11 protein-coding genes are annotated in these 14,210 nt (G+C 69.8%); 4 read left to right on the top strand and 7 right to left on the bottom strand.

The window, feature by feature from the left end; translation table 11 throughout:
- Window positions 1-53: 53 nt before the first annotated feature.
- Window positions 54-1,226: a glutathione-independent formaldehyde dehydrogenase gene (locus tag BLQ73_RS23070; protein WP_093173265.1), complete on the top strand. Its 1,173-nt coding sequence runs from the start codon at window positions 54-56 to the stop codon at window positions 1,224-1,226.
- A 108-nt stretch (window positions 1,227-1,334) separates the two neighbouring features.
- Here the strand turns inward: BLQ73_RS23070 and BLQ73_RS23065 are convergent, their stop codons facing one another.
- On the bottom strand, window positions 1,335-2,150 hold the full coding sequence (locus BLQ73_RS23065) for a class I SAM-dependent methyltransferase (RefSeq protein WP_093173263.1): 816 nt from the start codon (window positions 2,148-2,150) through the stop codon (window positions 1,335-1,337).
- A 56-nt stretch (window positions 2,151-2,206) separates the two neighbouring features.
- Here BLQ73_RS23065 and BLQ73_RS23060 point away from each other — a divergent pair, with 56 nt between their 5' ends.
- Complete coding sequence (locus BLQ73_RS23060; protein WP_093173261.1) at window positions 2,207-2,806, top strand: TetR/AcrR family transcriptional regulator; 600 nt, start codon at window positions 2,207-2,209, stop codon at window positions 2,804-2,806.
- A gap of 92 nt (window positions 2,807-2,898) precedes the next feature.
- On the opposite strand, the gene argG is transcribed toward BLQ73_RS23060, so the two are convergent.
- The 4 genes from argG to BLQ73_RS23035 form a co-directional block, all read right to left on the bottom strand.
- On the bottom strand, window positions 2,899-4,344 hold the full coding sequence (gene argG / locus BLQ73_RS23055; protein ID WP_093173259.1) for an argininosuccinate synthase: 1,446 nt from the start codon (window positions 4,342-4,344) through the stop codon (window positions 2,899-2,901).
- A 220-nt stretch (window positions 4,345-4,564) separates the two neighbouring features.
- A complete protein-coding gene (locus BLQ73_RS23050; protein ID WP_338056644.1) occupies window positions 4,565-5,797 on the bottom strand; it encodes an FAD-dependent monooxygenase in 1,233 nt (410 codons plus the stop codon).
- Between the two features lie 160 nt (window positions 5,798-5,957).
- Window positions 5,958-6,557, bottom strand: a complete 600-nt coding sequence (locus BLQ73_RS23045) for a TetR/AcrR family transcriptional regulator (protein WP_093173255.1) — start codon at window positions 6,555-6,557, stop codon at window positions 5,958-5,960.
- A 799-nt stretch (window positions 6,558-7,356) separates the two neighbouring features.
- Complete coding sequence (locus BLQ73_RS23035; protein WP_143020391.1) at window positions 7,357-7,713, bottom strand: hypothetical protein; 357 nt, start codon at window positions 7,711-7,713, stop codon at window positions 7,357-7,359.
- Between the two features lie 882 nt (window positions 7,714-8,595).
- On the opposite strand from BLQ73_RS23035, the gene BLQ73_RS23030 reads away from it, so the two are divergent.
- Window positions 8,596-10,227: an MFS transporter gene (locus BLQ73_RS23030; protein WP_093173251.1), complete on the top strand. Its 1,632-nt coding sequence runs from the start codon at window positions 8,596-8,598 to the stop codon at window positions 10,225-10,227.
- A 243-nt stretch (window positions 10,228-10,470) separates the two neighbouring features.
- Here the strand turns inward: BLQ73_RS23030 and BLQ73_RS23020 are convergent, their stop codons facing one another.
- A complete protein-coding gene (locus BLQ73_RS23020) occupies window positions 10,471-11,715 on the bottom strand; it encodes an MFS transporter (protein ID WP_093173249.1) in 1,245 nt (414 codons plus the stop codon).
- A gap of 135 nt (window positions 11,716-11,850) precedes the next feature.
- Between BLQ73_RS23020 and BLQ73_RS23015 the strand changes: the two genes are divergently transcribed.
- Window positions 11,851-12,786: a LysR family transcriptional regulator gene (locus BLQ73_RS23015; protein WP_093173247.1), complete on the top strand. Its 936-nt coding sequence runs from the start codon at window positions 11,851-11,853 to the stop codon at window positions 12,784-12,786.
- A 644-nt stretch (window positions 12,787-13,430) separates the two neighbouring features.
- Here the strand turns inward: BLQ73_RS23015 and BLQ73_RS31605 are convergent.
- Window positions 13,431-14,174 (bottom strand): nuclear transport factor 2 family protein, encoded by a 744-nt coding sequence (locus BLQ73_RS31605; RefSeq protein ID WP_218125969.1) that lies wholly within the window; start codon window positions 14,172-14,174, stop codon window positions 13,431-13,433.
- Window positions 14,175-14,210 lie beyond the last annotated feature (36 nt).

The following is a 14,210-nucleotide window of genomic DNA, read 5'->3' as shown; positions in this document are numbered from 1 at the left end:
TCGGCAGTGTGCCGACGGCATGTCGGCGGCGTGTCGGCGGGAGAGGAGGCATCATGAAGGCAGCGGTGTACGAGGGGCCGCGGACGGTCGCCGTGAAAGATGTGCCCGATGCGAAGATCGAGCATCCCTGCGACATCCTCGTGAAGATCACCAGCACCAACATCTGCGGGTCCGACCTGCACATGTACGAAGGGCGCACCTCCTTCGAACCCGGCCGGGTCATGGGCCACGAGAACCTGGGCCGCGTCGTCGAGGTCGGCTCCGCCGTACGCAAGGTCCAGGTCGGCGAGTATGTCGTCCTGCCGTTCAACATCGCCTGCGGCTTCTGCAAGGACTGCGAGCGGGGGCTGACGAACTTCTGCCTGACCATGCGCCCCGAGCGGTCCAAGGGCGGAGCGGCGTACGGCTACGCCGACATGGGGCCCTACCAGGGCGGTCAGGCCGAACTGCTGCGCGTGCCGTACGGCGATTTCAACGCGCTGCGCCTCGGCGAGGACGCGGTCGAACGCCAGCTCGACTACGTGATGCTGTCCGACATCTTCCCCACCGGCTACCACGCCACCGAGATGGCCGGCGTCAAACCCGGAGACCAGACCCTCGTCATGGGCGCGGGCCCGATCGGGCTGATGGCGGCCTACTCGGCCATCCTCAGAGGCGCGGGCCGGGTGTGGGTGGCCGATCGCCACCGCGACCGGCTGCGCGTCGCCGAGGAGATCGGGGCCATCCCGATCGACATCAACAAGGAGGACCCCGTCGAGGTCGTCAAGGAGGCCACCTTCGGGCTGGGTGCGGACAACGGTTGTGAATGCGTCGGTTACCAGGCGCATGACGCCGAAGGCCATGAGGACGCCAGCCTGGCACTCAACGTTCTGATCGACGCCATCCGCTTCGGCGGCCAGATCGGCGTGGTGGGCGTGTTCCTGCCACGTGACCCGGGCGGCGCCGAAGCGCAGGGCGAACTCGCGGCGCGCGGGAAGATCCCCATCGACTTCGGCCTGCTGTGGTCGAAGGGGCACAGGCTGGGCACCGGTCAAGCCCCCGTGAAGAGGTACAACCGGGCCCTGCGCGACCTGATCGCCGGAGGCAAGGCCGAGCCCGGCTTCGTCGTCACCCAGGAGCTCAAGCTCGATGAGGCCCCGATGGCCTATGAGCACTTCGACGCTCGCGACGATGGGTGGATCAAGGTCGTGCTCCACCCGAACGGAACCTCGGAGACACGACGCTGACGAGGCGGGCGATCCGGACGTGTCAGGCGACCGGATCGCCCGCACGGGGTCGGTACGGCTTCGATCGCAGGACATCGTGAAGGCCGCAGGGCACCGTGAAGGCCCGCGTCAACCCGGTGCGTCCGTACGGCTGAGCGCCGCGGTCACCACCACCGCGGCGTAGCGCATCGTGAAGGCGCCGCCCATCGTGTCGATCGCGGCGCCGAAGCCCGCCAGCAGCTCCTCCATCGCGGCCGGGGGGATCCGGGCGGCTTCGCCGCTGGTGGGCAGCTGGTCCAGCCACTCGTCGCGGGTGTAGGAGCGCTGCCAGTCGAACCGCCACTGTTCAGGGTCGTCGAACGCGCCCGCCCGCCGTACCCCTTCGGCCGCCTTGGCGGACAGCGCCGAGTATCCGTCGAGGGAGGACGCCGCCCAGGCGTTGTACGGCAAGTCAGGCAGGATGCGGCGGTAGACCCCGGCGAAGGCCTCCGCGACCTCGGGCGAAGGCCGGAAGACGTTCCAGAACACAGCCAGCCGGCCACCGGGCCGGAGCACCTCGGCCGCCTTGGCCGCTCCCGCGACCGGGTCGATCCAGTGCCAGGTCTGCCCGGCGACGACCGCGTCGAACGTCCGACCGGCGGGGTCCCAGGCTTCGAAGGGCGCCACCTCGACCTCCAGCCCGCCGCGGCGCGCGAACTCGGCGATCCGGGTGTCGACGTCGACGCCCAGCACTGTGCAGCCGGCCGCCTGGAACTGCCGGGCGGCTATTCCTGTGCCGATGCCGACGTCGAGGACGTCGGGCCCGGGGGCGGCGGCGACGATCGCCTCCACCATGGCCTCGGGGTATCGGGGCCGGGCCCGGTCGTAGCGTTCGGGGTCGGAGCCGAAGGACTCCGCCATGCGGCGCTCTCGATGTGGTTCACGCTCTGGCCGTATAGTGGGCATGCGCCCACTATGAGTGGGCGCATGCCCACTCGTCAAGCGGAACAGGGACAAGCGCAATGCCAACGGGCACAGCCCTCCATGACGCGCGCCGACAACTCTTCGACGCGGCCGAACGCGTTCTGCTGCGGGACGGGCCGAGCGCCCTGACCAGCCGGGCGGTCACCACGGAGGCGGGCTGCGCCAAAGGCGTGCTCCACCGGCACTTCGTCGACTTCGACGCCTTCCTCGCGGAGCTCGTGCTGGACCGCGTCGCCCGCATCGACACCCTGGCCGCCGACCTACGGGCCTCCGCCGGCGCCGGCACCGTCGCGGGCAACCTCACCGGCGTCCTGACCGACCTGTTCGGATCCGTCGCCGTGGCGATCGTCGGCCTCGTCACCTCGCGGGATGTCCTGCGCACCCGGCTGCGCCAGACCACCCCGGTCGGCGTCCCCCTCCTCACCGAGGCCGCGGCCGTGATCGCCTCCTACCTCGGCGCCGAACGCGACCTCGGCCGCATCGCGGCCGACGCCGACCTCGACGTGCTCGCCGGCACCCTCGTCGGAACCGGGCATCTGCTGTTCGCCGACCGCACGGCCGCCCCTCCGGGGGCTCACGCCGTACACAAGGCCGTGACCACGGTCATCGCCGGCGTCGCGCAAGGACCACCGCCGTGAAAGCCGTACGGCGGCGCCGGGAAGACCCGGCGCCGCCGTACGGACACCATCGTGCCCCGGAGCCTGGCCTGAGCCGACTCCGGGGTGAGCGGTCAGTCGCTGCCGAACTCCATGGCGGCGTTGTCGAGCAGCTCGCCGTCGGGCGCCTCGCCGCTGGAGGCGATCGCCTCGGCCCCGCCTTCGGGCAAGGCGCCGATCAGCTCGGAGGCGGGCGTCTGCGTGGCGGCGATCAGCATCGGATGCGCGCTGCCGACCAGGCCGAGCCTGGCGTACTGCTCAAGCTTGGCGCGGGAGTCGGCGATGTCGAGGTTGCGCATGGTGAGCTGGCCGATGCGGTCGACGGGCCCGAAAGCGGCGTCCTCGACGCGTTCCATGGAGAGCTTGTCCGGGTGGTAGCTGAACGCCGGGCCGGAGGTGTCGAGGATCGAGTAGTCCTCGCCGCGCCGCAGGCGCAGGGTCACCTCGCCGGTGATCGCGGTGCCGACCCAGCGCTGCAGCGACTCGCGCAGCATGAGCGCCTGCGGGTCCAGCCAGCGGCCCTCGTAGAGCAGCCGGCCGAGCCTGCGCCCCTCGCTGTGGTAGACGGCGACGGTGTCCTCGTTGTGGACCGCGTTGACCAGCCGCTCGTAGGCGGTGTGCAGCAGCGCCATGCCCGGCGCCTCGTAGATGCCGCGGCTCTTGGCCTCGATGACGCGGTTCTCGATCTGGTCGGACATGCCCAGGCCGTGCCGGCCGCCGATGGCGTTGGCCTCCAGCACCAGGTCGACCGGGGAGGCGAACTCCTTGCCGTTGATCGTCACGGGCCGGCCCTGCTCGAAGCCGATGGTGACGTCCTCGGCGGCGATCTCGACCGAGGGGTCCCAGAACCGCACCCCCATGATCGGGTCGACGATCTCGATGCCCGTGTCGAGGTGTTCGAGCGACTTGGCCTCGTGGGTCGCGCCCCAGAGGTTCGCGTCGGTGGAGTAGGCCTTCTCGGTGCTGTCGCGGTACGGCAGGCCGTGGGTGAGCAGCCACTCCGACATCTCCTTGCGCCCGCCGAGCTCGGCGACGAAGTCGGCGTCGAGCCACGGCTTGTAGATGCGCAGGGAGGGGTTGGCGAGCAGGCCGTAGCGGTAGAACCGCTCGATGTCGTTGCCCTTGAAGGTGGAGCCGTCGCCCCAGATCTGCACCCTGTCCTCAAGCATCGCGCGCACCAGCAGGGTGCCGGTGACCGCGCGCCCGAGCGGCGTGGTGTTGAAGTAGGTCCGGCCGCCGGACCGGATGTGGAACGCTCCGCAGGCCAGCGCCGCGAACCCCTCTTCCACGAGGGCCGCCCGGCAGTCGACCAGCCGGGCGACTTCGGCGCCGTACGCCGTGGCGCGCCCCGGGACCGAGGCGATGTCGGGTTCGTCGTATTGGCCGACGTCAGCGGTGTAGGCGCAGGGAACTGCGCCCTTGTCGCGCATCCACGCGACGGCTACCGACGTGTCGAGCCCTCCGGAGAAGGCGATCCCGACACGTTCACCGACAGGCAGGGAGGTGAGCACCTTAGACACGAGTAGAAATATATACACACCACCGCATGGTCATGCAACGCCTACGCCAGACCTTTGCCGGGAATGTCAGCCGGAGTTTCCGAAACGGGGCGGCAGCCCGGCCGGTTTCAGCGCATCGGCCGGGGGTGCGCCCCGCGCGTTCCAACCCCGCCGAGGCGACCCATAACACCCGCCGACCTGGGATTTCTCATGCGATTCCGACCGCAGTCGAGGCGCACGATCAGTGCGCGCCGATCTCGTCCGGACGCCCCGGCCTCTCCGGTCCTCCGGCCTCAGGCCCGCCCGTGGACCCGCGCCTCGCCTCGAACCACTCGGCCACCTGGTTGATCCGGTAGTAGAGTCGCGGCGGAACGTGCGGAAGCACCTGAGAGTACCGCCGGCCGAGCAGCGCGACCATCTGCCGCGGCGGAAGGCCGGCATAGCGCGGGAGGTTCTCGTACCACTGGGCGCTGTAGCGGGCCGCGCGCTGGACGGACATGATTGCCGACTGGCGTTTCCGCTCATAGCGGGACAGGGCAGACTCAAGCCGCGGGTCCTCGTGCAACGCGTTGACCAGGAAGGCGGCATCCCCCAGCGCGAGGGCGGTGCCCGCGCCGACGGAGTAGTGCGTGGTGTGCGCGGCGTCCCCCAGCAGGACGAGATTGCCGCGGTGCCACGTCCGGTTGGTCAGGGTCTGAAAGTTGAGCCAGTGCGCGCCGCCGTGCTCGCACGTCCGGCCGATCAGCGGGTGGCCGTCCAGGATGTCCGCGAAGAGCTTCTCCAGGATGACCAGGCCTTCGGCCTCGCTCGCCTGGTCGAGCTCAAGCCCCCTCCAGGTCGCGGGCGAGCATTCCACGACACAGGTGCTGTGGCCCTCGCTGAAGCCGTAGCCGTAACACCAGATCCAGCCGTGCGGGGTCTCCACGAACGAGAAGGTGAAGCAGTCGAAGATCTTGGTGGTGCCGAGCCAGGTGTAGACGTTCCGGCCGACCGCGATCTCCGTGCCGAAGTGGTCGGCGTGGCGCCCGCGCAGCACGCTGCCCGCCCCGTCCGCGGCGGCGATGAGGTCGGTGCCGGCCAGTTCGTCCTCACTTGCGATCTCGCGCTCGAACTCTGTGCGCACCCCGAGGGCGCGGGCCCTGTCGGCGAGGATCCCGAGCAACTGGCGCCGCCCGATGCCGTAGCCCTCGTCCCAATGATTCACCGTGACCGCCGCCTGGTCGTGGACATGGACGGCCCAGTGGTCCCAGTGGAGCGAGCTCTCCTTGACGGCCTGCGCGGACTCGGGGTCGGCGCGCCGGAGGTTGTCGAAGAGCTCCTCCCAGTACGTCACCCCCCAGCCGCAGCTCGCCCCGGCAGAGTTCCGCTCGTAAACGGTGATCTCATGGGATGGGTTCACCCGTTTCATCAATATCGCGAAGTACAGACCAGCGGGTCCGCCACCTACACAGGCAATCTTCACAACAGCCCCCATAACTACACAAAGCAGTCATTTAGCAGCATAAGGTGGCGATTGCGGATCAGATCGGGCGGCCCCGGGGGCGAGTCGCGAGACGGCGGACATCCCCGTGAAACCAGGCGAAGCAAATGACGCCCCCTCGACCGCCTCGGGAGCGAAGCGCTCCCGTTGATGCTCAGTCCGGCGGCGCGGAGGGAAAGACGCAGGACAGCGTGCGCCGCAGGACCGTGGCGAAGGACTCGGTGCTGCCGGGGCCGAGCCAGTAACGTCCCGCCACGCGGACGGCGCCGGCGACCGCGGCGGCCATGACGGCGGAGTGCGGGTCGTGCCGGAGGTCGGTGCCGGTGCGTGCCGCGATCGCCTCGGCGAGGGGGCCCTCCGCCATGGTGAACGCTTTGAGCGCCTCACCCTCCAGCTCGGGCGTCGACATGATCATGCGCAGACCGGTCTTGTCCGGTTCCGGGTTGGTATAGAGCTCGACCATGGCCTCGATGACGGCCTCGCTGAGGGGCTCGTCGGCGGGCCGGGAGCACAGCGCCTGCCCCGCGCGCCTGGACTGGTCGGCCTGGAAGGCGCAGATCGCCTCCTCCCTGCTGGAGAAGTAGTTGTTGTACGTGCGGGGTGATACTCCGGCGGCCGTGGCGATGTCGTTAACGCGGACAAGGGCCAGTCCGTTGGGGCCCTGCTCGATGGCCAGGTGCAGCGCGGCCCGGCTGATCGCCTCACGGGTGGCCTGCTTGTTGCGTGCCCGGAGGTTCATCGCGTCGTCGTTCACGAGGCGAGCCTACCCGGCATTGCGCATTACGCATCAGGTGCGTGGCGCGCAAGTTGCGGGGGTTCCTGCGGGTGTCGCGGCCGCCGAGGTCGCGTCGTCGTACGTCGCGAAACGGGTGACCGCGCTGGTCGGGAATCGAGAAGTGCGGGCCGCCCCGCCGCAACTAGCCTGACCTGCCGGGGGCGGCGCGGACCAGGTAGGAACGCGACCTGGTGCACCGCGCAGGGCACCTTGCCATGTACGGCTGGGCCGCGGCGCTGTCCGACCTGGATCCGCGGGTGAGCTGGCGCTCTGAGGGGACCGACGGTGCGATCGAGGTGCGCACCGGTCCCCGGAACGCGCGGGAGCGGTACCGGCCGGGAGGCAAAGGACTGCTGCTGATGCCGACCGTCTTCGGCACCTTCATCAGCTATGTCGAGCCGCCCTGGCCGTACGCCCTGGTGTATCCGGCGCGCGGTACCGGAGACGACCACGCAGTTGGTCCGCTAGCTGGGTCTCAGCCTGGGCGCAGTCGGCGGCCACCTGGCCGTGCTGCGCGAATCTGGCCTGGTCACGCGGACGCGGACCGGTCGATCCGTGCACTACGAGCGCACCTCTCTGGGCGAGACCCTGGCCGGCGACTGAGCACGGCCACGGGTCCCTCCGGCCGCGGCGGGTCAGCGGTCGAGCAGTGACTCCTGTCGTGAGCGTGGCAGTGTGAGAACTCCCGTGATCACAGACAGAAGGTCATCTTCGTTCCGGTGTCACGTTGCGTAACCGCGTTCCATTCGGACGCTAGGCCACAACCAGCCCAGACGGATCACTTTGAAGTCGTGCTGCCCCAACTCACCGGCCTCAATTCGAAATCGCTCGCGACCGCATACGCGACCCTGGAGATCCAGTCGCTGCCGTCAGTGACGCCGATGACCAGACGCCTCAGCGGGGGCAGCGGGACGCCGCCGCCCGTGACGCCGCCCGTGACGCCGCCCGTCGCACCACCGATCAGACCCGTCACCGAGGACTGCGGGTCGGCGCCGCCGGCACCGCCGAGGAGCCCTCCGGCCAGGCCGGAGACCGGGTCCGGGTCACTCGGGGCGGCCATCGCCGCGGGGGCGGCGAACCCGCTCACCGCGGCGGCGAGGAGGAAGGCCACGGCTGCACGTCGTGTAGAACGCATGGGAAATCTACCTTTCGGAGTGATCACTTTCCCGACCGAGGATAACCCCCCGTGATTAATTGATCACCAAAGCGATTATCGGGAGTGCGTGAAATCCGCTACATGAGATAGCCCGCACCGTGACTCCCCAATCCATACAGAGCCACAACCGACCCGAAATCCGGTCAATTCAAATCAACCCCTGACACCTTTGCCCAAGCCAACACGCACTCCCCGCCAGAGCCCCCGCCCCTGACCGCTCCCATTTTCCGGACGATCCCCGAACCGGCCCCCTAGGTTCCGCAGCGCTGAGGCGCGTCGATCACCTGCAAAAATCAATGGAAATCCCAGGAGGTTCTCAACACCTTTGGGCTATAGCTGATGGACTCAACGACCGGCCCCGTGCTCCACTGGGATTCAAAACGCCAAGGGAATTGTCCATGGAGATCCTTCTTCAAGAAGTAGAGCCACTCTCAAGGTCAATTCCTTCCACCGATTGAGACCGCCACCCGCTGGGCCCGCGACCACTTGGAACACCCCCGCCCCATCCACGGTGCAGTCCACGACGCGGGACACGGTGCACCCCCAGGTCTCAGTGGCCACTACCACACGGGGCGGGACAGGGCGCGGAGCAGAGGCAGAACACGGGGCCGGGGGCACGGAATTCATGCGAAGTCAAATAACAGGATCAGAAATTGACAGGGCGCTTGGCGGTATGCCCTCGGGGGCCCACTACACCGCCGGTCCGCTCACAACTTCAAGAATTGACAGAGCACTTGGCGGCATGCCCTCAGAGGCTCCGGAAAATCGCCGACCGCTGCCGACCGCCCGAGAATTGACATACGCCCGATGGTTGCCTACTGTCCGCTCGTCAGCTTTTCCAAAGCGCATCCAAAGGTGTTCATGACTACATCCACGTTGCCGAAGTCCAGGCAGCAATTGATTCTGGCCGTTCTCATGGTGTGTTCGCTGCTGATCTGGCTGGAAAACACCATCCTGAGTACCACCCTGGAGACCCTTGCGGACCCGGTCCATGGGCTGAACGCCGGCCCGGCCGAGCTGCAGTGGGCCACTGGCTCGTACACGCTGGCCTTCGCCACCTTGATGTTCACCGCGGGTGCGCTGGGCGACCGCTTCGGCCACCGGGTCGTGCTCGCGACAGGTCTGGTGGTCTTCGCCGCGTCCTCGGTGTGGGCGGCGTACGCGGGCGACGCGGGGCAGCTGATCGCCGCCCGGGCGGCGATGGGCGTCGGCAGCGCGCTGATCATGCCGGCCAACATGGCCATCCTCATATGGACGTTCACCGGCCCGGCGCGGTCGACCGCGATCGCCATCTCCTCGACCGCCGCCGGTGTCGGCATGGCCGTGGGCCCGGTGCTCGCCGGTGTGCTGCTCGACCACTTCTGGTGGGGCTCGGTCTTCCTGGTCAATGTCCCGGTCGTGGTCCTCGCGCTGATCGGCATCGCCCTGCTGGTCCCGGACTTCCGCAGCCCCGTCGTGCGACCGCTGGAGCCGGCCGGGATGCTGCTGTCCGTCACCGGCCTCGCGGCGCTCGCCTACGGACTGATCCGCGCGGGTCAGGTGGCGGCCTGGGGCCGTACGGACGTCTGGGCGCCGATCGTCGGCGGACTGATCCTGCTGGCCGTGTTCGTCCGCGTCGAACTGCGCAGCAAGACGCCGAGCTTTGATCCCCGGCTGCTTGCCCAGCGCGTGTTCGGCGGCGGCAACGTGGCGCTCGGCCTGCTCCTGTTCGCCGTGTCCGCGGTCACCTTCTACAACGCGTTCTACCTGCAGGGCGCGCGCGGCTACTCGCCGATGGAGGCGGGCCTGGCCGGCCTCCCGACCGCGCTCGGCGCGATCTTCGGCGCGCCCGTCGGCGCCCGCCTGGTGCACCGCTGGTCGCTGCGGCTCGTCGCCGTGCCGGCGCTGATCGTCGCGGCGCTGACCATGGGCGCGTACGGGCTCTTCGGACTGGACACGCCCCTCGTCTGGATCGAGGTCGTGCTGCTGGTCCAGGGCCTGTCCATCGGTATGGTGCTCGGCCCGGTGACCGCGGCGCTGATCAGCACGCTGCCGCTGGAGCGGGCCGGTGCCGGGTCGGCCATCACCAACACCGTGCGACAGACCGGCAGTGTGATCGGTATCGCCGTCGGCGGCACGATCATGTCGATCGTGTACCGACGCGCGATCGAGCCGTCGCTGGACGGTGTCCCCGGGCCGGTACGGGAGCAGGCGCGGGTCTCCGCCGAACAGGCGCGGCACGTCGCCACCACGTCGAACCTGCCCGCGCTCAAGCAGGCCGCCGACGACGCCTTCGTCCACGCCATGCATGTCGGCGCGGTCTGGATCATGTTCGTCACGTTCGTCGGCGCGGCCGTACTGCTGCTCGCCCTGCGCCCGGTCCGCAAGCCCGCGGCTGCCGGGGGCGAGCCGGAGCCCGCGCGGGTCGGCGGCCCGACCGCGGACGAGACGGCCTCCCGGGCCAGGGCCGAGGACCTGACCGCCCGCGAGGGCGACGACGTGGTCACCCGCTGACGCCGTGGGAACCAGGCAGAAACGTCCTCGACAGCGTCGACTGCTCCTGCCCGGCCGCCACCCCGCGGCGCGTCCATGAGCTGGCCGTCTACTACGACAGGGCGCGGCGCATCGACGACGATCCCCGCATCGCTCTCGACGTGCAGGGCTTCTTCCTCGCTTCGGCGGGCGGCGGCCCAGCGCCCGCCGAAGCGACGGCGCAGCGCTGGATCGCGCTCGACTCCTTTGATCCGGCCGTCTACTTCACGGTGGCCGAGTGACCGGGGGCCGGTTGATTCGGAACGGGATCCGGCGTCGAGGGAGCAGCAGTGGAGTCGCCAGTAGGAGCACGCCGACCAGGCCGATGGCTGTGTGCGGGCCGAGCAGGCCGCCCAGCATGCCCCAAACGGCCGTCAGGAGCGCGGCCGAGGCTCTGGTCGTCACCGTCCAGGCGGACAGCGTGCGGGCGACCCGGTCGGGCCCGGTGCGCTCGAGGCGGTAGGTGGCGTAGACGGGGTTGAAAACCCCGCAGCAGAAGATCAGCCCGAACTCGACACCCATCACCAGCAGCAGCCCACCGGTCCCCGGCCCCAGGAAGACCAGCCCGACGGGCCAGATCGCGCGCAGCGTCCCGGCCACGACCAGAACCCGGTGCTGCCCGAACCGGGTGACGAGCGGCCGGGCCAGCCACGAACCGAACAGCCCGCCGACCGCCGGCACGGCGAAGGCGAGGCCGTACTCCCACGGAGCGAACCCGAGTTGGCCGAGCATCAGAACGGCCAGCAGCGCGTCGGTGGCCATCACCAGGCCGTTGAACAAAGCGGTGTTGAAGAACAGCGGACGCAGCGTCGCGTCGGCAAGGATGTACCGCCAACCGTCGAGCAGGTCCCCAGCCCGCATGCGCGCGGCCTGCTGGCGCTCGGGCCGCGGCTCCTGGCCGCCCGCCGCGCGGATGCCCAGGGCCGAGAGCAGATAGCTGACCGCGTCGGCCGCCACCGTCACCACCGGACCGAGCAGCCCGATCGCGGCACCGCCCAGCGGCGGTCCGATGACCGTGGTCGTCCAGGCCGTGGACTCGAAGCGCGCGTTGGCGACGAGCAGGTCCTCGGCCGGCAGCAACGTCTTCAGGTATGCGCCGGAGGCGGCGCGGAAGGTGATGTCGGCCGTGGCGACGATGACCGAGACCAGCAGGAGCTGGACGAAGAAAAGCACGCCGAGCGCGTACGCGGCGGGGATCGTCATCAGCGCCGCGAACCGCACCAGGTCCATCCCGATCAGCACCGGCCGCTTGCGGCGGAACTCCACCCACGGGCCCAGCGGCACCGCCACGGCCGCACCCACTAAGGCCCCCACCGAGGACAACGCCGCGACCTGCGCCGGCCCGGCGTGCAACGCCTGGATCGCGATCAGCGGGAACGCGCCGAAGGCGAGCCACGTGCCGAGCGCGCTGCTCCCGTACGCTCCCCAGAGCCACGCGAACTCCCGCCCCAACCGGTGCCCGCTCCGCATGCCCGACACTCCTCGCCACTCGCTCGCACAACCGAATTGCGATCGCAAGCATCAAAGCGCGCGCTGTACCAGGGGATCAAACAACTGCGGGGCCGTTGGCCACAACCAACGCTTGTACCCGTAGGGTGTGTCCGCATGGACCTCGACACCGTCCGGACCTTCGTCGCCGCCTCCGACGCAGGGCAATTCCAGGAAGCCGCCGCCGAGCTGGCGGTCACCCAGCAGGCCGTCTCCAAGCGCATCGCCGCGCTGGAGCGCAACCTCGGCGTCCGGCTGTTCACCCGCACGCCGCGCGGCGCCGAGCTCACCATCGACGGGCAGGCGTTCCTGCCCCACGCCCGCGAGCTGCTGCGCGTCGCCGAGCGCGCGGTCGCGTCCGTGCGCACCGGCAGCCGTCCGCTGCGCGTCGACATGATCGCCTCGCGTAGCGCGGCGTCGGGCCTGATGCGCGCCTTCCACCGCGCGCAGCCCGAGATCGACCTCGACGTGGTGCTGCTGTTCAACATCGAGACGGCCCTCGCCGCCCTCCGGTCCGGTGCGATCGACGCGTCCTTCCGCGCCGTCGCCATGCCCGGCCGGCCCCTTCCCGACGACATCGAGTCAGTCCGGGTGCTCGACGAACCACTCCAGCTCCTCATCGGCCCCGCCCACGCGCTGGCGTCCGCCCGGTCGGTGACCCTGACCCAGCTCGCCGGGCACCGGATCTGGATGCCCGGCCTCGTTCCCGGAACCGAATGGGCCGCCTACTATGACGACCTCGTCGCCGAGTTCGGCCTCACCATCGAGGCGACCGGCCCCAACTTCGGCTCCGACGCGCTCCTCGACACCATCGCCGACACCCCGGCCCTGGCCACCTTCATGGGCGGGCAGACCCGCCTGGTCTGGCCCGCCGGCCACGGCCTGCGCCGCATCCCGGTGACCGACCCCACGCCCGTCTACCCGCACTCGCTCCTGTGGCACCGCGACAACCCCCACCCAGGGCTGGCCACCCTCCGCGCCCACCTCGCCGCCGCAGCGGCCGACCCCGACGCCGCCGGGACCTGGACGCCGGACTGGGCAATCCCCCGCTGAACGCCGCCTCGGCGGGCTTCTCGCTGGTGGGCGCCGGGCTGAGCCCACTGGCCCGAGACCTGCTCTCGCGACCGAGCATCGTCGTCGACAACATCAGGACCACCCTCGGCATGCCCGCCGGCGCGTCCGCGGACGAGCTGCTCGGCCCCTACTCCTGGTACATGGTCCTGATCCTCGCGTACGCCGTCGCCCTCTACCCGGTGCTCATGACACTGCGCCTGCGCTCGGAGGAGATATCAAGCCGTGCGGAAGCCGTACAGGCCACTGCGGTGAGCCGGCTCCGCTGGGCGGGCGGGCATCTCATCGTGGCGGGGCTTGGCACGACGGCGCTGATGGCCGTCTCCGGGCTTGTGTTCGGCACGGTGTACTCCGTGCTCGTGGGCGACCTCGCCACCGACCTGCCCCGTTTCCTGGCAGGGGTGCTGGGCGCGGTCCCCGCCGCCTGGTGCGTCGGGGCGGTGTGCGTGCTCGCCTACGGGCTGCTGCCGCGGGCGAGCGCGGCGATCTCGTGGATCGTCTGGATCGCGACCGCCGCGCTCGGGAAGGTCGCCGGCCCCCTCTACGGACTATGGGACGGCATCCCGCTGGAACCGTTCCACCACATCCCCGACGCCTTCACCGCCGCGCCCGCAGACTATCGAGCCTTAGGCGAAGGCCTCGGCGACGGCGAGGCTGTCCTCGTACATGTGATGGCGGGTGATCAGGCCGTTCTCAACGGTCAGGTGCAGAGCGAAGGCCATGGTGAACCGCTTGCCGGTGGATCTGATGAGTTGCCTGCTGGTGCCGGTGACGACGGCGTCCTGACCGTCGACGAAGACACGATCGACGGCGACCTCGCCGGTGCAGTGTTCGGCGAACGTGGTGTAGTGGTCGGCGACCTCGGCCCGGGTGCCACGCGGTCTGATCCACGGGATGAGGGGGTGCTCGGACACCGGCCAGCTCACCCGCCAGTCGACTCGCTCGGCGTACAAGTCGGGGCGGGGCCACCGGAGGAAGTCGTCCACGACGGTTCTCGTGCCGGGTCGGGCCGGGTCGCCGAACTGGTGATCGGACCGGATGAGCCCGTCGGCGCCGAGCCGGGCGAAGACAGTGCCGGTCCAGGTGATGTCCCCGCCGGCCGCCGGCTCCATGAAGGTGGTGAAGCGGACGGCGCCATGGTGCCCGACCGCGTCACCAGCGGCGCGGAAGCGCTGGCCGCCATCGCGGACGAAGCGGTGGTGGGCGTCGGTGACGCGGGCTTCCAGGGCCTGGGGGCCGAGGTATTCGGCGCTGTCGGTGTATTGCACGCCGTCCCGGGCCCACAGGCCGGAGATCATCGTACGGCGGATGGCGGGGTCGGTCTCGTTCCAGACGGCGACATAGCGTTCGGCGAAGTCTTCGTAGTTCACGGACGAGGACGGTAGGCGCTGTCTCCTGTCATCTTG

This window comes from Sinosporangium album (assembly GCF_900100605.1).
Taxonomy (GTDB): Bacteria; Actinomycetota; Actinomycetes; order Streptosporangiales; family Streptosporangiaceae; genus Sinosporangium; species Sinosporangium album.
Note: the sequence above shows the minus strand (reverse complement) of the source record. Positions and strands in the feature narration are given on the sequence as shown.

Bases quoted from the DNA above. Each gene is read 5' to 3' on its own strand.
- BLQ73_RS23070 (WP_093173265.1), top strand. From the start codon at position 54: ATGAAGGCAGCGGTGTACGAGGGGCCGCGGACGGTCGCCGTGAAAGAT.
- BLQ73_RS23065 (WP_093173263.1), bottom strand. From the start codon at position 2,150: ATGCCCACTATACGGCCAGAGCGTGAACCACATCGAGAGCGCCGCATG.
- BLQ73_RS23060 (WP_093173261.1), top strand. From the start codon at position 2,207: ATGCCAACGGGCACAGCCCTCCATGACGCGCGCCGACAACTCTTCGAC.
- BLQ73_RS23050 (WP_338056644.1), bottom strand. From the start codon at position 5,797: ATGGGGGCTGTTGTGAAGATTGCCTGTGTAGGTGGCGGACCCGCTGGT.
- BLQ73_RS23035 (WP_143020391.1), bottom strand. From the start codon at position 7,713: ATGCGTTCTACACGACGTGCAGCCGTGGCCTTCCTCCTCGCCGCCGCG.
- BLQ73_RS23030 (WP_093173251.1), top strand. From the start codon at position 8,596: ATGACTACATCCACGTTGCCGAAGTCCAGGCAGCAATTGATTCTGGCC.
- BLQ73_RS23020 (WP_093173249.1), bottom strand. From the start codon at position 11,715: ATGCGGAGCGGGCACCGGTTGGGGCGGGAGTTCGCGTGGCTCTGGGGA.
- BLQ73_RS23015 (WP_093173247.1), top strand. From the start codon at position 11,851: ATGGACCTCGACACCGTCCGGACCTTCGTCGCCGCCTCCGACGCAGGG.